Here is a 20,444-nt window from a genome sequence, read left to right as displayed (position 1 = left end):
ACCATCGCCGCCTCGGGGGCCGGTTAGCCGGGCACCGCCGTGCTGCCGAGCAGCCAACGGGCCACCGACACAAGCAGGCCGATCCCGATTCCGGCGAGGACCAACCAACCGAAGCCACGCCAGCCCGAGCCCCGGTCGGGGACCGGTGCTGGCGGGGGCCGCCAGAGCTCCCGGTACGTCCAGGCGAGCACACCCGTGCCGAAAGGCAGCAGCCCGATCCAGAACCAGAACCATCGGGTACCGGCCAGCGGTGGCGCGCCGCCGATCAACCGGCCCAGCCAGAGCAGAGTCAACACACCGGCGAGCAGGCCCGCGGTGTTCGCGATCCGGTGCGCGGTGTCGTCGCCGGCGTGCCACGGGTCGGCTACGGCGGCGAGCCGCGCATCCAGGCCGATGTGCGCCGACCGGCCCGGCTCAGCGGGGTACGACTGCGGTTCGGGCGGTTGGACGGGGGCGTACCGGGTCTGACCGCTCGGCAGCGTCCACGCGATCATCCAACCCTGCTCGGCGGGCCGTAGCTCAGGTCGACTTCCCCAGTAGGCGTCGTCGCCGGCCCAGCCATTCGCCCGTTGATAGGTCACCACCCGGCCAGCCGCGAGATCCCGATCGAGCTGGGCTCTGGTCGACTCGTGGGGCTCCACCCACCACGCCAGACCGGCCCACAGCACCCACAACACCGGCAGCCCCCAACGCAGCGCCGCCGGGACGACGACACGCCACTGGCCGCGCGAGGGTTGCGACCGAGACGGGGACACCTCGACCATCAGCCCAGCGTCGCATCGCGGCGCAAGCGTGTCAGCACCGGATCGGTCGCGGCGGTCAGCGGTCAGCGGTCAGCGGTCAGCGGTCAGCGGTCAGGTTGATCCTGGTCCGTCGGCACCGTGGCTCGTCGGACGCAATCGCGAAGCAGAGCACGACGCCGGGAATGCACGTCGTCGGGTTCCTGGCTGCTGGCCGCATAGACGTTGCTCACCGGCGACCAGGCCATGGACATCGCGATGACCAGGGCCATGACGTCGAACGGGTCACCGCCGCGGATCCGCCCGGCGGCCTGGGCCTCGGCGATGGCCGTGAGCTTGCGATCGTCGTAGTGCTGGTGGGCCTCGACGAGGTGTCCGGCGGGCCGGCGTTCCAGCCGCGTCCAGGTCGCGAGGCGGATGAGGTCGGGGCGGCGCAGGTATTCGTCGTAGAGGCGAACGGCCCAGTCGGCGAGATCGTCGGCGTCGATGGGCACGACGTTGGTGATGCGCTCCAGCGAGCTGAGGAAGATCGCGTCGAAGAGTCGTTCCTTGTCCCCGAAGTAGGCGTAGAGCTGCGCCTTGTTGGTGCGGGCCGCCGTCACGATGCGTTCGACGCGTGCCCCGGCGATGCCGTGTTGGGCGAACTCCTCGGTGGCGGCGTCCAGGATGCGCTGGTAGGTCGCGGCGCCTCGCGAGGTCAGGGGCTGCTCCGGCATGCTCCCACCCTAGCAAACAGAACGGTTGGTTTGCTAGGGCTCGCCGTCCGACCTAGGCTAAGACAGACCGAACAGTCTGTTTAAAGGAGTCGATCATGCGAAGGACCATTGGATGGCGAGCTACCGGCCCGACGGCGCTGCGGCGTACCCCGATCGAGCGCCGTGACCTACGCCCAGACGACATCGCGGTGCGGATCGACTACTGCGGCGTCTGCCACAGCGACCTGCACGCCCTGCACGACTACGACCAGCACACCAACGCACCCCTGGTGCCGGGTCACGAATTCACCGGCGTGGTGACCGGCACCGGCCCCGAGGTGACCAACTTCTCGATCGGCGAGAGCGTCGCGGTGGGCAACATCGTCGACTCCTGCGGCACCTGCGCCATGTGCGTAGCCGGACAGGAGAACTTCTGCCACTCCTTCCCGACTCTGACCTACGGCGGCAGAGACCGGCAGGACGGGTCGACGACCCTGGGTGGCTTCTCCCGCGAATACGTCGTGCGGAACACCTTCGCCTACCCGCTCCCCGCCGGCCTCGACCCGGCCGCAACCGCCCCGCTGCTGTGCGCCGGCGTCACCGTCTGGGAGCCCTTGCGCTCCCATCGCGTCGGCCCAGGCACTCGGGTCGCCGTGGCCGGACTCGGCGGCCTGGGCCACCTCGCGGTCAAGATGGCCGTGGCACTCGGCGCTACCACGACCGTGATCAGCCGTACCCAGGACAAGCGGGACGACGCCCACCGGCTCGGCGCAGACAACTTCGTCGACTCCACCGATCCCCGGGGGATGGCTGCGGCCCGCGACACCTTCGACCTCCTCATCGACACCATCTCCGCACCGCACGACCTCGCCCCGTATCTGAAGCTGGTGGCGATGGACGGCACCCTCAGCCTGCTCGGATTCCTGGGTCCGGTGACCGTCGACACCACCGACCTGCTTGTCGGCCGCAAGAAGCTCAGCTCCGCCGGAAGCGGCGGCCGCCGCTCGACAGCTGAGATGCTCCAGTTCTGCGCCGACAACGGCGTCACCGCCGACATCGAGGTACTCACCTCGGCGCAGGTGGGCACGGCACTCGACCGCCTCCGGCGAAACGACGTCCGCTACCGCTTCGTGCTGGACATGTCCGACCTGGACTGAAAGTGGTTGGCCAGGTCGCGGCGCTCAGCTGACGACGATCCGGGCGTCGTCGGGCAGTCGGCGGGTAGCGCCCCGCCGGTCCAGCAACTCCAGCAGGGGCACCGCCACCCGGCGGGTGGTGTCCAACGCCTGCCGGGCCGCCGACAGGGTGAACGGCTGCGGCAACCCGGCCAACACGCGGACCGCGTCGTCGAGCGCATCGGGCAGCAGCACCACGTTGTCGGCCAGCCGCAGCAGGGCGCCGGCCCGCACCGCGGCGCCGATCTCCCGGGGGCCCAGACCCAGGTCGACGAGGCGGTCCGCCTCAGGGGCGCGGAACGGCCGGTCGCCGTACTCGGCGCGGACCCGTTGCACGGCCAGGGCCACCGGTTCGGGCAGCGCGTCGGCGCCCGCCGCCCCGACCCGACCGGCGTGGATCCGCAGCGGCGGCCGGACCAGCGCCTCGACCAGCACCCGGTCGGGCAGGGCGAGGCGCTGACGCAGCGCGTCCACCGGCATCCCGGGCTCCAACGGGTGTTCCCGCGCGTGCCGGGCGACCTCCTCGGTCAGCTGCTCACCGAGCCGCCGCCAGTGTGCGGGGTCGGCCAGCCAGTCACCGGCCACCGCCTCGGCGTACGCCGGCCCGTCTTGCACCGCCTCGGCGTGCACCGGCACACCCATCCGGATCAACGCGCCGGCCCGGATCAACCGGCGACGGCGCAGCTCCCCCACCAGGTCGGGTCGACCGTCAAGCTCGGCCAGGACCTGGGCGCGGGCGGCGGCAGCACCCCGTCGGCCCAGCGGTGGAGGTGCCACATCCAGCACCCGCACCCCGCCGCTGACGTGGTGGCGGCCGGGGTCGCGCAACAGCGCCCGGTCACCCACCAGCAACGGCAGCGGGCGGGCCAACCGCAGCCGGACGGTGTCCGGACCGAGCGGACGCACCCGTACCGGCACCGCCGCCGAGCCGACGTGCAGGGTGAGGGTGGCCGGCAGGTCGGCTGCCGGGTCGCCGGCGAGCCGGACGTCGACCAGGTCGGTGTGGTGAAACCGGCCCGGGGTGAGCAACGCGTCGCCCCGGCCGAGCCGGTCGCGGGGCGTACCGCGCAGGTTGACCGCCACCCGGGCGACCGCCGCCGCCTCCGGTCGGGCCTCGCCGAGAGAGTGCAGGCCACGGACCCGGACCGGTTCGTCGGCGCCGGCCAACTCCAGTTCGTCGCCCACCCGCAGCCGCCCGGCGCCGAGGGTGCCGGTGACGACGGTGCCGCTGCCCCGCACTGTGAAGCTGCGGTCCACCCACAGCCGGACCGGGTCGTCCACCACCGGCGCGGGCAGTTGGGCGGCGAGCCGGCCCAGGGCGGCCCGCAGCTGCGGCAGGCCGGCACCGGTCAGGCCGCTGACCGCCACCGCCGGCACCGCGCCGAGGCTGGTCTCGGCGATCTCGGCGCGGGCGCGGGCCGTCGCCGGCCCCGGATCGGCGAGATCCGCGCGGGTCACCGCCAGCAGGCCGTACGCGACGCCGAGCGCGTCGAGCGCGGCCAGGTGCTCGGCGGACTGCGGCATCCAGCCCTCGTCGGCGGCCACCACGATCAGCGCCGCCGGGACCGGGCCGACCCCGGCGAGCATGTTCGGCACGAACCGCTCGTGCCCGGGTACGTCGACGAAGGCGACGGTGCCGCCGGACGGCAGCGTCGTCCAGGCGAAACCCAGGTCGATCGTCATCCCCCGGCGGCGTTCCTCGGCCCACCGGTCGGGCTCCATCCCGGTCAACGCCCGGACCAGTGTCGACTTGCCGTGGTCGACGTGCCCGGCGGTCGCGACGACGAACACGCTCAGTCCTCGCCGGGTACGCGCAGCACTGCCTCGCGGACGGCCTCGTCCGCGTCGGCGGGCACACAGCGCAGGTCGAGCAGGAGCCGGCCGCGCACCACCCGGCCGAGGACCGGCGGGTCACCGGTGCGCAGCGGCGCCGCGTACCGCTCGGGCAGGCTCAACGCCCACGAGTCCAACTCCACCCCGGGGGCGCCGCCCCCACCGACCACCGCGACGGCCGGCACCACCTCCGCCTTGCGGCCGTCCGCGCCGAGCCGGTCCCGCAGCCGCTCCACCCGTTCCCGCAGGGCACCCGGGTCGGTGTGCAGCGCCACCCGGGTCGGAGTGTCCGGTTGGTTCAGGGTGGCGGCCAGCGCGGCCAGGGTGAGTTTGTCCACCCGCAGCGCCCGCGCCAGTGGATGCCGACGCAACCGCTCGATCACCTCGACGTCACCCAGCAACAGCCCCGCCTGCGGCCCACCGAGCAGCTTGTCGCCGCTGGCGGTGACCAGCGCGGCGCCCGCGCGCAGGGTGCTGGCCGCGTCCGGTTCGTCGGGCAGCAGCGCGTCCGCGCCGAGCAGCCCGGAGCCGATGTCCGCGACCACCGGCATCCCGAGCGTGGCCAGTTGCCGTACCCCGACGGCGGAGGTGAAGCCGGTGACCCGGAAGTTCGACGGGTGCACCTTGAGCACGAAGCCGGTCTGCGGGCCGAGCGCGGCGGCGTAGTCCGCGAGGGTGGTGCGGTTGGTGGTGCCCACCTCGCGCAGCCGCGCGCCGGTGCTCTCCAGCAGGTCGGGCAGGCGGAAACCGTCGCCGATCTCGACCAGCTCGCCCCGGCTGACCACGATCTCCCGGCCGGCGGCCAACGCGGTGGCGGCCAGCACCAGCGCGGCGGCACCGTTGTTGACCACGTGCACGGCGCCCGCGTCGGGCACCGCGGCGGCCAGCGCGTCGAGCGCGCCCCGGCCGCGGCGGGCCCGCCGGCCGGTGGCCAGGTCCAACTCGACGTCGGTGTGCCCGGCGGCGGCCACCACCGCGGCGACCGCGGCGGACGACAACGGCGCCCGGCCCAGGTTGGTGTGCAGCACGACACCGGTGGCGTTGAGCACCACCCGGGGGCCGGGCGTGGGCAACGCGGCGACCGCCGCGTCGCGTACCTCGTCGGGTTTGAGCTCACCGCGGCGGGCGCGGCCCTGCGCGTGGGAGACGATCGCCTTGACCCGCTCCCGGCCGAGGGTCACGGTGGCGGCGGCCAGCACCGGGTCGGCGAGCAGCGTGTCCGTACGGGGCACCCGACGTCGCGGGTCCACCGGGCCGTCGCCCATCACGTCATCTCCTGCAAGCGGTGTGGCGGAGACGGACGGGAATCGAACCCGCCTGGCCCGGGTCCCGGACCACTCCGGTTTTGAAGACCGGGAGGGGCACCAGCCGCCTGAACGCCTCCACCGGACATTCGATCACACCGCGGGCGGGACCGCCCGATCAGCTGGAAGATCCATGCCGGCTCGCCGCGCCTCGACCCGTTCGCGCTGCGGCACCACCGTGTAGCGGGGGTCGCGGGCCGAGGCGACGCCACCGTAGAAGATGCCGAACCGGGTCAGCACCGACGCGGCCAGCAGCGCGGTCCCCGAGAGCGCACCGACCACCCGGCTGCGCCGGCCCAGCAGAGCACCCGCCACCCCGCCGGCGGTCAGCAGCCGCCCGGCACGCAGCAACCGGCCCGGCCGACCCAACCGGTAGGGCTCGCTGAGCAGGCCGAGGCGGGTCTCCACCCGATGCGCGCCGTACAGCTCCAGGGCCGCGCCGGCCACCGCCATCCGGCGGGCCGGCCCGGCCTGGGCCGGCGGCGCGGCGAGCAGACCCACGCCGGCGCCGCTGGCCAACGCGCTGCCCGCGAAGATCACCGGCAACTCGGGGTACGCCTCATGCCAGGACGGCACCGCCGTGTCGGCCAGCAACACCCCGGTGTACGTGGCCAGCGCCGGCGCGGTGCCGGCGGCGAGCAGCCCGGCGGCGTGCCCGATCGGCGGCAACGCCCGGCCGGCCAGCCCGAGCAGACCGTGCCGGGGCAGCAGACCGGCCGCCTCGGCGATCGCGGCGACGCCCGCCGCTGGCCCGTACGCGGTGAGAATCCAGGTACCCATCGACATCGGCGAGGTCGGCTTGGCCACCCGCAGCATGTGGTGGAACCGCGCCGGCCGGCCCAGGTCCCTGATCAGGAAGACGGCGCTGGCGCTGACGGCGGCCAGGGCTGTCACCCGACCGGCGCGACGCAGCGCGGGCCGCCCGGTGAGCTGCCCGCCCGCAGCCAGCAGCGACGAGCCGGCTGCCAACCCGCCGGTGAACAGGTACGCGGCGATGTCCCACTTCCAGACCGGTCCCTTCAGAACGGGCCGACCGTAATAGGAGGTGAACTCGGCCTCCGGCACCCGCAGTTCCTCACCGCCGCCACGCCGCCCGCCCCGCCGGCCCGTCCGGCCCCCGGCTTCGGTGCTGCCGCTGGCGGTACTGGGGCGGTCGTCGCTCACCGGTGGTCGGTCGCCGCCCTCGGCGGCGAGGCGCTCCCGGAAGCGACGGAACCGGTCGCCCACAGGGCCCGGTGGGGTCATGAGGAACCTCCGACGAACGCGGCGACAGTCGCCGCCGCCATGGCGAGAGCGGCGAGGCCGGCGCGCTTCCACATCTTCGGCAGGTCACGGGTGGTCACGACCGGGTCGGGCGGCAGCCCGTACACCTCGGGTTCGTCCAGGAGCAGGAAGAACGCCCCGTCACCGCCCACGCCGTCGTTCGGGTCGTGCCCGTACAGGCGGGCCTCGGGGACCCCCCGCTCGTGCAGCGTCGCCACCCGGGCGGCGGCACGTTCACGCAGCTCGTCCAGGGGCCCGTACTGGATCGACTCGGTCGGGCACGCCTGCGCACACGCCGGAGTCATCCCCGCGCCCAACCGGTCGTAGCACAGCGTGCACTTCCACGCCCGACCGTCGTCCTTACGCTGATCGATCACCCCGTACGGGCACGCCGAGATGCAGTACCCACACCCGTTGCAGATGTCCTCCTGCACCACCACGGTGCCGAACTCCGTGCGGAACAACGAACCCGTCGGACACACGTCCAGACACGCCGCATGCGTGCAGTGCTTGCAGACGTCCGACATCATCAACCACCGGAAATCCGTGCGTTCCTCGACGCCCGTGCCCCGGCCCGGTGGCTGGGCCCCCGGCATCCCCAGGAACTGCGGCCCCCCGTCGACCGGCCGGGCCGCGTCGGCGTCGACCGGCGCGCCGAGGACATCCGCCGGTGCGGCGCCGTGCCCGGCCGGGCGGGGCTGCTCGATGAACGCGACGTGCCGCCACGAGTTCGCGGTCAACGCGCCGGTGTTGTCGTACGACATGCCGAGCAGGTCCAGGCCGCTCTCCGGGACGCCGTTCCACTCCTTGCAGGCGACCTCACAGGCCTTGCAGCCGATGCAGACGCTGGTGTCGGTGAAGAACCCCATCCGGGGCGGCGCGTTCTCATAGCCCGCATCGGGTGCCGGGTCCAGCGGACCGTACAGGCTGTTCGGGTCAGGAAGCACCGTGCTCCTTCCCCTCATCGTCGGTGGTCACGGCCGGCGCGTGCTGGCCGGGGACGATCCCGGCGCGCCGCTGGTAGTCGGCCACCAGCTCGAGCAACGCCGGGCCGATGGGACGACGGCCCGGCCGCACGTCACAGGTGCCGACCTTGCTCTCCTGGATCAGCACGTTCGGGTCCAGGCTGATACCGAACAGGTCGTTGGCCGAGTCACCGGTGACCAGACCCTCGAAACCGAAGTGGTACGGCAACCACACCTGGTGGATGATCCGACCGTCCACCCGCAGCGGGGTGAGCCGGTCGGTCACCAGCACCTTCGCCTCGATCACCGCACGGCCGCTGACCAGGTGCGCCCAGCCCAGATGCGTCAACCCGACCTCGCCGGCCAGGGCCGGGGACACCTCGACGAACATCTCCGGTTGCAGCTCGGCCAACGGTGACACGGTCCGGCTCATCGCACCGGCGGTGTGGTGCTCGGTGAGCCGGCTGACAGTGAACACGTACGGGAACACCTGAGCGTGCTCCTGCGGCGGGCTCGGGTTCACCGAGTTCACCGGATGCGCGTACATCTTGCGGGTCGGATTGGCCTGCTGACCGTAGAGCGGGTTACGCACCGGCGACTCCACCGGCTCGTAGTGCGTCGGCAGCGGCCCGTCCAGGACACCGCTGGGCGCGTACAGCCAGCCCTTGCCGTCGCCCTGCATGACGAACGGGTCGTCGCCCGCGATGCCCTCCGGCCCGGACGCGCCGGCCGGCGGCCGGTACGACGGTGGCTTGGTCTTCTCGAAGTCCGGCACGTCGTAGCCGGTCCACTCGGACTTCTCCGCGTCCCACCACACGTACCGCTTGCGCTCAGACCACGGGTTGCCGTCCGGGTCGGCGGAGGCACGGTTGTAGAGGATGCGCCGGTTCGCCGGCCACGCCCAACCCCACTCGGCGGCCACCCAGTCCTGTTCGTGCCGGGACCTGCGCCGGGCCGCCTGGTTCACCCCGTCCGCGTACACCCCGCTGTAGATCCAACAACCGATGGCGGTGGAGCCGTCCGCACGGGCCTCGGCGAAACCGGACAGCGGGCGGCCGGTCGCCACGTCGTACCCGTTGATCTCGCGCAGCACCGCCTCGGCGCTCGGCTCCGCGTGCGGACCGTGCGTGGGGTAGTCCCAGGTGAGGTCGAGCAGCGCGCGGTCGCGCGGCAGCGGCGAGTCGGCCAGCTTCTCCCGCAGTTTGTGGCCCAGGTGATAGAAGAACCACAGCTCGGAGCGGGCGTCGCCCGGCGGCTCGACGGCCTTCTCCCGCCACTGCAACAACCGCTGCGTCTGGGTGAACGTGCCCTCCTTCTCCACATGCGACGCGGCGGGCAGGAAGAACACCTCCGTGCGGCACTCCTCCGGCACGATCTCCCCGGTGGTGACCTCGGGGCCGTTCTGCCAGAACGTCGCGCTTTCGATCATGAAAAGGTCCCGGACCACCAACCAGTCGAGGTTGGCCATCCCGAGCCGCTGCGCGCGACCGTGTGCGGAGCCGACCGCCGGGTTCTGCCCGAGCAGGAAGTACCCCTTGATCTTCCCGTCGATCATGTTGAGCACCTGTTGGTACGTGCCGTGATCACCGGTCAGCCGGGGCAGATAGCCGTAGCAGAAGTCGTTCTCCGGCGTCGCCGCGTCACCCCAGTACGCCTTGAGCAGGCTGGCGGCGAACGACCGCGCGTTACCCCAGAACCCCTTCTGCCCCGGGTGGCGAATGCTGTCCACCCACTCGTCGAAGCTCGGGTGCTCGGCGTGGTGCGGCATCGGCAGATAACCGGGCAACAGGTTGAACAACGTCGGGATGTCGGTCGAGCCCTGGATGCTGGCGTGGCCACGAAGCGCCATCACCCCGCCACCCGGGCGACCCATGTTGCCCAGCAGGAGCTGGATGATCGCGCCGGTGCGGATGTACTGCACGCCGACGCTGTGCTGCGTCCAGCCCACCGAGTAGATCAGCATGCCGGTGCGGTTCCGGCCGGAGTTCGCCGTCCACGCCCGCGCCAACTCCAGGAACTGCGCCTGCGAAATGCCACAGACCCGCTCCACCATCTCCGGGGTGTAACGGGAGAAGTGTCGCTTGAGGATCTGATAGACGCAGCGCGGATGCTGCAACGTCTCGTCGCGCCGGGTCTGCCCGCCCACCGGCGCGCCGTGCGACTCGTGCGTCAACCCCGCGGCGCTGTCCCGCTCCTGGGCGGTGTGCCCACTGCCCGACGAACCCTCGTGCCCCTCGTACTGCCAGCTGTCCTGCACGTAGGTGCCGGTCTCCGGGTCGAAGCCGGAGAAGAAGCCGTCGCCGTCCTCGGTGTCGCTGAACTCCTCGCTGACGATCGTCGCCGCATTGGTGTACGCGAGCACGTACTCCCGGAAGTCCAACTCGTTGTCCAGGATGTAGCGCACCACCCCGCCGAGCAGCGCGATGTCGGTGCCCGCCCGGATCGGCACGTACTCATCCGCGACCGCACTCGTCCGGGTGAACCGTGGATCGACGTGGAAGACCTTCGCACCCTTGCGCTTGGCCTCCATCACCCACTGGAAACCCACCGGGTGCGCCTCAGCCATGTTCGAACCCTGGATGACGATCACGTCAGCGTTGGCGATGTCCTGCTGGAAATCCGTCGCACCGCCACGACCGAAGCTGGCCCCCAGACCGGGGACGGTGGCGGAGTGTCAAATACGGGCCTGGTTCTCGATCTGGAGCGCCCCCATCGCGGTGAACAACTTCTTGATGAGGTAGTTCTCCTCGTTGTCCAGCGTCGCCCCACCCAGACTGGAAATACCCAACGTCCGGTTGAGCGGTCGACCCTGCGTGTCGACGTCCTCCCAGGTCTGCTCGCGGGCGGCGAGGATCCGGTCGGCGATCATGTCGAGCGCGGTGTCGAGCTCCAGATCCTCCCACTGCGTCGAGTACGGCCGGCGGTAGCGGACCGTGGTCTGCCGCAGCGGGCTGGTGACCAGGCTCTTGCTCGCCGAACCCTTCGGGCAGAGCCGACCCCGCGAGATCGGACTGTCCGGATCACCCTCGATCTGACTGACCCGCCCGTCCTTCACGAACACCCGCTGACCACAACCCACAGCGCAGTACGGGCAGACCGACCGGGCCACCGAATCGGCGGTATCGGTGCGGGCGGTGAGCGCGCGGGACACGTCGGACTTCGCCGCGGCACCCCGGCCCAGCGGGTCCGTGCCGGTGAGCTGGCGATAGACCGGCCAACCCTCGATAAAGGTCCGTAACCCCAACCCCGACACCCCCTCCCACGCGAGCGACCCTCTGAAGATAGGTCAACTGAGACAGGTTCGCGAGCGGGAGGATCGCTCGAGGCCGGATCAAGGGGGAACCAGATTAAGTCAGCGACCCGACAGCGGCGGAGTACACAGTGGTTGATGCTCAACCGAACCTGGCTATCACGGGAGGTTTGATGCCAACCGAGTTGATGCGTGTCTGCACCGAGGACGGCGACGAGGTCGTCTTCGAGATCGACCGGCGAGAGGCCGGTTTCGGCGAGGCGGGGCTCGGTGCGGACCAGATCGTCGAGGCTCGGAAGCGATTTGAGGCGGGCCTGCGAGAGATCAACATAGCGGCGCAGAAGGCGCTCGCGACCTTCCGCGAAGCCGTCCATCGCCCGGATGACATCGAGATCGAGTTCGGGGTCAACTTCAATGCTCAGGCCGGCGCCGTCTTCGCCAAGACAGGCGTCGACGCCCATCTCACGGTCAAGCTCACCTGGTCAGGCGGTGCCCCGCGCAGCGAGGTCGCCGCACTGTGAGTGCCGCGCCGCGGTGGCAGGTGAGAGTCGACACTGCTGGCGGATCTGGCAGCGGCTTCCTGATTGACGCCCAACACATTCTGACCTGCGCGCACGTGGTGGGTGACGCAATGGCCGCCAGGGTGTCGTTTCTGCAGCCCAGCCCGGGCGGACTCGACGGTGCCGTGGTGTTCCGGGGGCCCTGGTCACCTGGCGAGGTCGACGAGGGTGACGTCGCGGTGATCCGCCTGACCGAGCCCGTCGAGGTAGAACCTGCGCGGCTCGCGCCACTGAACGGGGTGGAGATCTTCGCGCGACAGGAGCTCGGTGCGTTTGGCTTCCCCGACGGCTACCGGAAGACCGGCCAGATCGCCCACTTCCACGCTGACGCGTACCCCCGGCTGGCGGGGCAGGCGTGCCAGACCACCGCGAGCGAGACCAGGGGCACCCGCCTGGAGCGCGGTTACAGCGGTTCGGCCGCCTACGTGCAGGGGACCTACGAGGTGGTCGGCATGGTGATCTCCGCCGACCGGGACCCGGACATGCGGACCGGCGTGGTACTGCCGCTCGACGAGATCGGCCGCCACTGGCCGTTCATCATCGATCGTATGCGCCTCGGCCCATTCGACTCGATCGCGTACCGGGAGCTGCGGGCCATCCTGGACGACCTGAAGCTTCCCGACATGCGCCGGCTACCGATGGAGGTGCTGGGGCACCCCACCCGGCTCTCCCCCGACCCGCCGCAGCAGCCGTTGAGCAGCGTGCTCGCCATGGTCGAGTGGCTGGCGGTGAACACCACCTTCCCCGAGGATGAGGTTGTCGACCTCGTGGTCACCCTGCTGCGACGGATCGGGTTGAAATCCCCCGACCACAGTGCGGCTCTGCACGAATGGGTGGGACGACACGGTTGGAGCGCGGGCGACGCGACATCGGTCGAGCCGGCAACCGAAGACGCCGGTACCCGGCCAGGGTGGGTGGTAGTCCGGATCGCGCCGTCGGCGGAAGGACGCAAGGCACACCACGTCACCATCTGGACCGCCACCAACCCCGACGGTGGACTGGACGAACGGACCCTGGAGGAGACGGTCACCGAAGACAAGATCCAGGAGACCATCGAGCAGCACCTGCCCGAGGCGTACAGGAAGATGATGCACGCCACGTACGAGACGATCGCCGTCGAGTTCGTGCTGCCCCGTGGTCACCTGGGCTGGCCCGTCGACTCCTGGCGTGCCCTCGACGACCACGACCAAGTGCCGCTCGGTTGGAGCCGGCCGGTCGTGGTCCGCGCCCTGGAATGGTTCGACACCACCGATCCGCGCATGATCGAGGAACGGACCCGACAGCTTCGCGATCGCCCCGGCCACCTGAACGCCACGATGAGCTGGCTCGACTGCTCCAACCGCACCGGGGAACTGCGGAAGTTCAAGGCATGGCTGCGCTCCGCGAAACGCCCGCTCGCGCTGGGGCTGGCGGGCCGCTGGACAGAGCCGGACCGGATCGGCTCCGCGGTGGCGAGTGGCCTGCCGGTCCTGCTGTGGCAACGAGCCGCCTGTGCCTGCCCCGAAACCGAGACCATCTGCGCCAGCAGGCGTTTCAGTGACACCATGGCTACCCGGTTGGGCGACATCCGCAGCGAGGAGTTGCCCGCGCGGGTCCGCGACCTACGGGTGGAGGCCGCCGAACTCGACGACGAGGACGAACACTGTGGCCGCGACGTGACCCTGCTGTGGGACGAACCTCGGCGTCGCCCGACCCGCCTGAGTTTCGCGGAGTGAAGAGTTAGGAGTGAGCGTGTCCGAGAAACCGGGCTGGTGGATCTATGAAGGCACCGGAGTCCCCCACGACGGTATCGATCGGCTGCCCGCTCCACCGCCATGGCGGGTCTTCGACGAATCCGCCACCCCCACCGCGCCACGTGTCGAGGAAACCGAGGCGGACATCCGTCGAGGCGCGAACTATCGGCCGGATCCGGATACCGTAGAATTGGTGAACGCCGCCCTGTACCTGCGTCGTCCACTGCTGGTGACGGGCCACCCGGGCACCGGAAAATCGACGCTTGCGACGGCGGTCGCCCATGAGCTGAAGCTCGGCCGACCATTGCGCTGGAACATCACCAGCCGGGTGACCCTGAAGGACGGCCTCTACCAGTACGACCCGTTGGCACGGCTCTACCAGACCAAACGGCATGCCGACGACACCGCTGGACATGACCACGGTGAGGACCTGGGCCGTTTCATCCGGCTGGGCCCGCTGGGCACCGCCCTGCTGCCCTCGGCGAAGCCCCGGGTGTTGCTGATCGACGAGATCGACAAAGGCGACCTCGACCTCCCCAACGATCTGCTCACCATCGTCGAGGACGGCGCGTACGAGATCGCCGAGCTGGTGCGGCACGCGGACCGGACCGCCGACGCCCAGGTGATGACCGCGGACAGCACCGAACGAGTGCCCGTCCATCAAGGGCAGGTCAGTTGTCGCGCCTTTCCGGTCATCGTCATGACCAGCAACGACGAACGGGAGTTCCCACCCGCGTTCCTCCGGCGGTGCATTCAGGTCACCCTTCCGCAGCCCGATGGGGACAAGCTGACAAGCATCGTCGACGCGCACCTCGACGGTCTCGCCCAGGGCAGCACCGACCTAATCGACACCTTCCTCACCCGTCGGGAGCCGGGCGACCTAGCCACGGACCAACTGCTCAACGCGATCTACCTGACTGACCAGGCAGGCCGCTCCGGCGGTGTCGACCGGGTGCTTCTGGCCGAGAAGGTGATGACTCACCTGTCCCGCCGGTCCGATGACGATTGACCTGCTCCGCGACGCCATTGTCGCGGCGGGTGGTGATCCGACCGCACGGGAACTCGCGGAGGCGCTCTGGCTGGGCCACCATCTGCGACCACGCGCCCCCGCCGTACAGCCCGGGCCGGAAGCGGACACCGCGGCCGGGCCCGGGCCGGCTGACGACGCGGTCGCCGACGTGTCGGCACCGCTCAGCGGGGCGGAACCGGCACCCGCGCCGGTTCCGCCCCGTGCGCCGACACCCACCAGCCTGCACATACCCCCGACCCGGACCGGAACAGCGACGGCCGCCGAAGTCGCGGTACCCCGCTCGATCGCGCTCGCCGACCGACTGAGATTTCAGCGGACGTTGCGCCCGTTGATGCGGCGGGTGCCAAACCGGCGGCTCGACGTCCTCGACGAGGATGCGACGGTACGCGCCGTCGCCGAACACATGCTGGCCGACCAACCCTGGCGTGCGGTGCTGACACCGTCGACGGAGCGGTGGCTGGATGCCGCGGTGGTGGTGGACAGCACCGCTTCCATGACGCTGTGGCGTGACCTGTCCACCAGCGTGGCCGACACCCTGGCCTCCTCGGGGGTCTTTCGCCAGGTCAGCAGGTGGCGGCTGCACGGCGATGACGCCGGCGTCGACGCTGCGCTGTCGACCTGGCGTGGTGAGACGCGTCGCCCCGCCGAACTGATCGACCCCACCGGACGGCGCATTGTCATCGTCATCAGCGACTGCGTCGACCGGATCTGGCACACTGGCGCGGCGGGCGCGTTCCTGCATCGCTGGGCCCGGCACGGTCCGGTGTCGATCCTTCAACCGTTGCCGGAACGCATGTGGTCCCGTACCGGCGGACGGACCATGGTGGGGGCGCTCAGCGCTCCACGCCCGGGTGCACCCAACACCGACCTGCGATTCGCCGCCTTCGACGGCCTGCCCGCCCCCGACGGCACCGTGGTGCCGGTGCTGGAGGTCTCGCCGCGCTGGGTCGGCCGCTGGACGCGGCTCCTCTCGGGCGTGACGGCGGTGACCGCAGCGGTGACCGTGGTCACCGGCGAACGAGTACCCAACATCCCGGTCCGGGAACGGGCGACGCCCAGCCCGACCGACCGTGTACGGCACTTCCGCTCGTCGGCATCACCCGAGGCGTTCCGCCTCGCCGGGTACGTCGCGATGAGCGAGCCGGTGCTGCCGGTGATCCGCTACATCCAACACGCCATGTTCCGCTCCGCCCCGCCGTCGCAACTGGCCGAGGTGCTGCTCAGCGGCCTGCTGCGGGTGGTGGACGGGCAGGCTGGACGCTACCGGTTCGTCGACGGAGTCCAACCTCTGCTTTTGGACACGCTGCAGCGTCCCGATCTGTTCCGGGCCGGGGAGCTGCTGGACGAGCTGTCCCAGGCGGTGCAGGCCCGGGTGGGGGTGGCTCGCGAGCATTTCACCGCGCTCACCCCGGGCCCCGGTCAGGCCGGGATCACGACCGACAGCCGCCCGTTCGCGGTGATCAACAATATCGGGAGGGCCCGGCTGGACCGTATCGCGGCCCGGCCGAGCGCGCCCGCCGCAGCTCCGCCCACCAGCCCTGCAGAATTGGCTGACACCGGCCCTGCCGCCCCAGACCTCGACCCGGAACCGGGTGATGCGGGCCCCGATGGTCCCGCGACGCGCGACGCGGCCACGGCGACGGGCGCACCGGCGGACCTGCTCGCTCCACACCACCGGGTGGTGCGCTTCAGCGGTCGTACGGCCGACCTGGCCGATCTGCGGCGATGGTGTGACAGCCCCGGCTCGGCGGTGCGGGTAATAGCTGGCGGCGCTGGTCAGGGCAAGACCAGGCTGGTGCTCGAACTTCTCGACAGCCGTTCGGGACGCTGGCGGGAGGCGTCGGTGTCCGGCGCCGACATCGAGGACGGCGGGCTGGTCGTGGTGGACCACGCCGAGACGCGACTGGACATGGTGCGTAGAGAGCTGACCCGTGCGGCCCACGGCGTGAGACCGCTGCGTCTGCTCCTGCTAGCCCGTTCCGCCGGCGACTGGTGGCAGGAATTGCGCCGTACCAATGTCCTGTTCGGGGAGGGGACGGTCCAGCAGTTGCAGGCGCCCTGGGCGGCGGGGAACGCCCGGCAGGCCGCCCTCCGGGACGCTCTGACCGACCTCGCGACACGGTTGGACACCAACTCCGGCACCGACTACTGGCAGCGTCACGCCGCCTCGATGAGCCTGCCCAGCGCCGACGATGACCACTACTCCGCCCCCGTCACGCTTCACCTGGCCGCGCTGCGACTCCTCGTTCGCACCGGGGCGGAGCGGCCCCCCGTCTCCGTACCGGAGGTGGTGGCCGCGTTGGTCGCCCAGGAGCGCCGGTACGGCGAGGGCACCGCCGTGGCCGCCCGGATCTCCTATGCCCGACCGGGCCAACTCGACGAGTACGTGGGGGCGGCCGCCCTCTACGGCGCGGAGCGGATCACCGACGCCCACGAAGTCGTGCGGCGGGTCCGCCCGGAGGACGCCACCGACCGGGCCACCGTGCACCGCCTGGCGACCTGGCTGCATGAGCTCTATCCGGGCGCCGACGGCGAATACTGGGGGCCGGTCGAGCCCGACGCGGTGCGGCACGACCTCGCGGTGACCGCCGCATCGCGCAACCCCGCCTTGGTCACGGGCATCATCCCGTTCTGTACGCCGGCGCAGTCGGGTCGAGCGATGACGGTGCTCGGCTCGGCGTGTCACCGGCACCCACACCTCGCCGAACCGCTCTGGCAGGTGGTACGCGACCAGCCGGCCCTCTTGGTGACATTGCTGCAGGCGCTCAAGGCCACCGCCGCGACCCCACCGCCGGCCCTGGCGGCCCGGCTCCGCACGTTGGTGCAGGATCCCCGCACCCCGCACCCGATGGTGCGGGCCGTGGCCGAGGGCATGCCCGACCCCGGGTTCCTCTTCGCCGACCAGCCAGCGGCCGAGTCCGCCAAGCTCGTTCAGGGTGCCCGTCGGCTGGGCGAGATCGACCGTTACCTGCCCTGGCTGGCGGAAGCTCTCGGCCATCATCGTCGAGTACTGCTGGCCCACGGATCGGACGCGGACGTGCTCGACGTGCTGACCGACGAGGTCGACCTGTGGCAACGGATCGTCGACATCGCCGGGCAGTCGAGTTCCGCGCGGTTGGTGCAGCGGCTGACCTCGGCCCTGGACGCCCAGGCCGACCACCTGCACCGTGCCGGTCTGACAGTGCAGGCGCTCAGCGCCACGAACCGGGCAGTGGCGCACCATCACCACGTTCACCTCGACGAGCCGGACAGCCATCTCACCCCGGTGTGCGCCAGTGAGATCCGGCAGGCCTGGCTCCTCGGTGAGCTGACCCGCATCGAGGAGGGCCTTGCTGCGGCGGAGTCGGCCGTACGGCACGCGCGCGCGCTCTTCGACGCGGAACGACGCCGCAGTGACCGGACGACCGATACGCGCAAAGAATCGGCGCACGCCCCGGCAGCCGTCCTCGTTCACCTCAGTGACGCGCTCGGCGCACTGGCCGCGATGCATCGGCTTCGCCACGATGCCGCGTCCGCTCTCGCGGCGGAGGACGAGCGGGTGGACCTGCACCGCCAACTCGTCACCGGCGACCAGATCCGCCGCGCCCCGGCCCTGGCGAAGGCCCTGCTGAGACAGGCCATGGACCTCGGAGAGGTCGGCTCGCCGCAGGTGGCGCTGACGGCTGCGGACGAGGCCGTCGCGATCTACCGCACCCTCGCTGCGGAGGGGAGCAGCGATGTCCTGGCGGCACTGGCGACGGCCCAGCACTGTCGAGCCGTCCTGATGCACGACCTCGAACGGCACGACGAGGCCGCTCTGGCATTCCGCGACGTGGTGGTCATCCACCGCCGACTGGCCACCGCCGACCCGGCCCGCTACAGGGAGGACCTGGCGACGGTGCTGAGGCAGCAGGCCGGGCTGCTCCTGGAGGCCGGCGACGTCGGAGCGGCCATCGAGGCGCTCACCGAGAGCTGCGAGATACGGGGTCGGCTGTTCCGCGACGACGCGGCGAACGCCACGCTGAGCACGCGCTTGGCACGGGAGCACCGCCAACTCGCCGGCCTGTGGGAGCGGGTCGGCGACGAGCCGAACGCCAACCGCCACCGGTTGCAGGCTCGCCTGCTGGACGAAGGACGACGCTCCCGCGGTTAGCTGAACGGGCTCCACACCCACCAGGAGGCCCGGAGTACGCCTGCCGTGGTGTGGGCTACCGCCTGCGGCAGGCCGACCCACACAGACCATGCCGCCAACGCCATCATGACGGCGAACATCAAGACCAGAATGGACAATCGGGTCGCCTTGTAGGAGGTGGGCAGGTCAGCGGAGCGCATTCGTCACCTCCGGGCGCAGGGCGCGCTCCCCGCGCAACAGCCACATCAGCGGGTCGGGCGACGGCGGGCCGGTCTGGCCGTGCAGGAAGTAGCGAACCTCGCCGAAGTCTCGGCCGGCTGACGTCAGGAGACTGTCGAGGCCGTGCTCGACCAGAAATCGCCGGACGTCCGTCGAACCCGCCCGAAGCGGTGCGCCGACCGGCAGCAGGCCGAGCAGATCACCCTTGGACACCACGATCGCGAGTCGGCACCGGCTCGTGTCGACCCCTCGATGCCGCATGCCGATGACAACTGCCTCGTACGAGTCCACCAGATCGTGCCGGGCGACCCGCACGACCGGCACCAGGTGCGGCGGCAGCCCCGCCAGTTGTTCGCGCAGCGCCGGCAGTGACAGGGGGTCGAGGACGAAGACGAAGTTCCGTGTCCCGTCCAGGTAACCGTAGGTCGCACAGGTTTCCCTGTCGACGAGTGCCGGTCCGGGCGCGTCGAACACCTGCACCCGTTGCGGAGCGCGGTGGGCCTGCAGTGTCACGCCGACGGCTTCCGGCCCACCGCGTCCGTCCCGCCGTCGCACGATCGCGCAGCGCTCCGGGGGGAAACGGGCGACAAGTGCGGCCACCATGGCGTCGACAAGTGTCGACTTCCCCGCGTCGGGCGCACCGAAGAGGGCGACTCTGATCTCAGTGGCTCGTCCGGTGCCGGTGGCGAGCGCGGTGTCACACTTGGGACACAGCGCCGTGAGCCGTGCGCCCGCCGACGCCTGGCGGACCGGCATCGACGTTCCGCAGCCACACCGCCGCCGCCACAGTCCCTGGGCGCCGGGCCGCAGAGCCCGGTGTCGATCAGACCCAGACGGCGCGGTCGACGGGTGCTCCGTCGGGCAGGCAAAAACCGGGAGGTCGACCAGGTAGTAGCAGTACGGGCAGCAGGTCTCGGTGTGCCAGGAGGCCCGCCATCGCCGGTCGGCAGCGCGCAACCCTGCGGTCGCCGCGGCCCCGAGGACCCAGGTCGGCACGACGACCACCACAACGACGACACTCAGCACGGCGATGCTGGTGACGACACCCACGGTGAGGCCGACGAGCCCCGCGGCAGGCAGGGCGAGCACCGGCCAGGTCAGCAGCACCGTCCAGGTTCGGGTCCGGGTCGACCCGTCCGGGCCAACGCCGTCCGGGGAACTGTCCAGGAAACGCTTGTGGTACCGGGGCAGTCGGGGCAGCGATCGCCACGTGGAGATCCACGACCGGGTCACGTGCCGGTGGCAGCGCTCGACGACGGCCCACAGGTCGTACCCCGCCTGCCAGACGGCATAGTGCGACCAGGCGAAGTCACGGTGATACGACAATGACCCGCGACGTCGCACCGCAGTGAACTGGTCCCGTGGGCTGCGCACCCGCGGCGGGTCGAGCAGCCCGCCGTACATCCGGGCGGTCTCGACCAGGGCGAGGACCAGCCCTGCGAGGTAACCAGCTGACAGGGCATAAAGGACGTACGGCGTCAGAATGATCACGACCAGGCTGTACGCGGTCACGACGATAAGCAGCGCCAGCAGGAGGAGCGGGACGGCGATCAGGCCAGACATCAG

At 71.1% G+C, this 20,444-nt stretch carries 14 protein-coding genes and 1 tRNA gene; 5 read left to right on the top strand and 10 right to left on the bottom strand.

From position 1 onward, the window contains the following. Positions 1-23: 23 nt before the first annotated feature. Together KBX08_RS13410 and KBX08_RS13405 are read right to left on the bottom strand one after the other, a co-directional pair. Positions 24-764 (bottom strand): hypothetical protein, encoded by a 741-nt coding sequence (locus tag KBX08_RS13410; protein ID WP_210783808.1) that lies wholly within the window; start codon positions 762-764, stop codon positions 24-26. Positions 765-847: 83 nt separating this feature from the next. Beyond that, positions 848-1,456: a TetR/AcrR family transcriptional regulator gene (locus tag KBX08_RS13405; RefSeq protein WP_210783806.1), complete on the bottom strand. Its 609-nt coding sequence runs from the start codon at positions 1,454-1,456 to the stop codon at positions 848-850. A gap of 95 nt (positions 1,457-1,551) precedes the next feature. Between KBX08_RS13405 and KBX08_RS13400 the strand changes: the two genes are divergently transcribed. Beyond that, positions 1,552-2,592 (top strand): NAD(P)-dependent alcohol dehydrogenase, encoded by a 1,041-nt coding sequence (locus KBX08_RS13400; RefSeq protein ID WP_210783804.1) that lies wholly within the window; start codon positions 1,552-1,554, stop codon positions 2,590-2,592. 24 nt (positions 2,593-2,616) lie between these two features. Here the strand turns inward: KBX08_RS13400 and selB are convergent, their stop codons facing one another. The 6 genes from selB to fdh all read right to left on the bottom strand — a co-directional run bounded on the left by selB (position 2,617) and on the right by fdh (position 11,219). After that, positions 2,617-4,401, bottom strand: coding sequence for a selenocysteine-specific translation elongation factor (gene selB, locus KBX08_RS13395; RefSeq protein WP_210783802.1), 1,785 nt, complete (start codon positions 4,399-4,401; stop codon positions 2,617-2,619). 2 nt (positions 4,402-4,403) lie between these two features. Beyond that, positions 4,404-5,708: an L-seryl-tRNA(Sec) selenium transferase gene (gene selA / locus KBX08_RS13390; protein WP_210783800.1), complete on the bottom strand. Its 1,305-nt coding sequence runs from the start codon at positions 5,706-5,708 to the stop codon at positions 4,404-4,406. Between the two features lie 23 nt (positions 5,709-5,731). Continuing rightward, positions 5,732-5,827: transfer RNA gene (locus tag KBX08_RS13385), tRNA-Sec, on the bottom strand. Between the two features lie 13 nt (positions 5,828-5,840). Next, complete coding sequence (nrfD, locus tag KBX08_RS13380; protein ID WP_210783799.1) at positions 5,841-6,992, bottom strand: NrfD/PsrC family molybdoenzyme membrane anchor subunit; 1,152 nt, start codon at positions 6,990-6,992, stop codon at positions 5,841-5,843. After that, positions 6,989-7,957 (bottom strand): 4Fe-4S dicluster domain-containing protein, encoded by a 969-nt coding sequence (locus KBX08_RS13375; RefSeq protein WP_372494728.1) that lies wholly within the window; start codon positions 7,955-7,957, stop codon positions 6,989-6,991. The genes nrfD and KBX08_RS13375 overlap by 4 nt, the downstream gene beginning before the upstream one ends. After that, positions 7,947-11,219, bottom strand: coding sequence for a formate dehydrogenase (gene fdh, locus KBX08_RS13370; protein WP_282102824.1), 3,273 nt, complete (start codon positions 11,217-11,219; stop codon positions 7,947-7,949). Before fdh ends, KBX08_RS13375 begins: the two co-directional genes overlap by 11 nt. Positions 11,220-11,398: 179 nt before the next feature. Between fdh and KBX08_RS13360 the strand changes: the two genes are divergently transcribed. The 4 genes from KBX08_RS13360 to KBX08_RS13345 are packed head-to-tail and all read left to right on the top strand — an operon-like array spanning position 11,399 to position 18,680. After that, positions 11,399-11,746, top strand: a complete 348-nt coding sequence (locus KBX08_RS13360; protein WP_210783790.1) for a CU044_2847 family protein — start codon at positions 11,399-11,401, stop codon at positions 11,744-11,746. Beyond that, positions 11,743-13,500: a trypsin-like peptidase domain-containing protein gene (locus tag KBX08_RS13355; protein WP_307850534.1), complete on the top strand. Its 1,758-nt coding sequence runs from the start codon at positions 11,743-11,745 to the stop codon at positions 13,498-13,500. The genes KBX08_RS13360 and KBX08_RS13355 overlap by 4 nt, the downstream gene beginning before the upstream one ends. A 16-nt stretch (positions 13,501-13,516) precedes the next feature. Continuing rightward, a complete protein-coding gene (locus tag KBX08_RS13350; protein WP_238688921.1) occupies positions 13,517-14,527 on the top strand; it encodes a MoxR family ATPase in 1,011 nt (336 codons plus the stop codon). Then, positions 14,517-18,680 (top strand): tetratricopeptide repeat protein, encoded by a 4,164-nt coding sequence (locus KBX08_RS13345; RefSeq protein ID WP_210783786.1) that lies wholly within the window; start codon positions 14,517-14,519, stop codon positions 18,678-18,680. Before KBX08_RS13350 ends, KBX08_RS13345 begins: the two co-directional genes overlap by 11 nt. Here KBX08_RS13345 and KBX08_RS13340 read toward each other — a convergent pair. After that, a complete protein-coding gene (locus KBX08_RS13340) occupies positions 18,677-18,859 on the bottom strand; it encodes a hypothetical protein (RefSeq protein WP_210783784.1) in 183 nt (60 codons plus the stop codon). The two genes, KBX08_RS13345 and KBX08_RS13340, sit on opposite strands and share 4 nt — an antisense overlap. Beyond that, the gene (locus KBX08_RS13335) at positions 18,846-20,441 is read right to left on the bottom strand and encodes a hypothetical protein (RefSeq protein WP_210783782.1); all 1,596 of its coding nucleotides are present in this window, start codon (positions 20,439-20,441) and stop codon (positions 18,846-18,848) included. The genes KBX08_RS13340 and KBX08_RS13335 overlap by 14 nt, the downstream gene beginning before the upstream one ends. Between the last annotated feature and the right edge of the window lie 3 nt (positions 20,442-20,444).

The sequence above is a fragment of the Micromonospora sp. H61 genome, assembly GCF_018070325.1.
GTDB classification, from domain to species: domain Bacteria; phylum Actinomycetota; class Actinomycetes; order Mycobacteriales; family Micromonosporaceae; genus Micromonospora; species Micromonospora salmantinae.
The sequence above is the reverse complement of the archived record's forward strand: the minus strand, read 5'-3'. Positions and strand labels throughout refer to the sequence as shown.

Bases quoted from the DNA above. Each gene is read 5' to 3' on its own strand.
- KBX08_RS13400 (WP_210783804.1), top strand. From the start codon at position 1,552: ATGCGAAGGACCATTGGATGGCGAGCTACCGGCCCGACGGCGCTGCGG.
- selA (WP_210783800.1), bottom strand. From the start codon at position 5,708: ATGGGCGACGGCCCGGTGGACCCGCGACGTCGGGTGCCCCGTACGGAC.
- KBX08_RS13335 (WP_210783782.1), bottom strand. From the start codon at position 20,441: ATGTCTGGCCTGATCGCCGTCCCGCTCCTCCTGCTGGCGCTGCTTATC.
- KBX08_RS13340 (WP_210783784.1), bottom strand. From the start codon at position 18,859: ATGCGCTCCGCTGACCTGCCCACCTCCTACAAGGCGACCCGATTGTCC.
- KBX08_RS13360 (WP_210783790.1), top strand. From the start codon at position 11,399: ATGCCAACCGAGTTGATGCGTGTCTGCACCGAGGACGGCGACGAGGTC.
- KBX08_RS13410 (WP_210783808.1), bottom strand. From the start codon at position 764: ATGGTCGAGGTGTCCCCGTCTCGGTCGCAACCCTCGCGCGGCCAGTGG.
- KBX08_RS13405 (WP_210783806.1), bottom strand. From the start codon at position 1,456: ATGCCGGAGCAGCCCCTGACCTCGCGAGGCGCCGCGACCTACCAGCGC.
- nrfD (WP_210783799.1), bottom strand. From the start codon at position 6,992: ATGACCCCACCGGGCCCTGTGGGCGACCGGTTCCGTCGCTTCCGGGAG.
- KBX08_RS13345 (WP_210783786.1), top strand. From the start codon at position 14,517: ATGACGATTGACCTGCTCCGCGACGCCATTGTCGCGGCGGGTGGTGAT.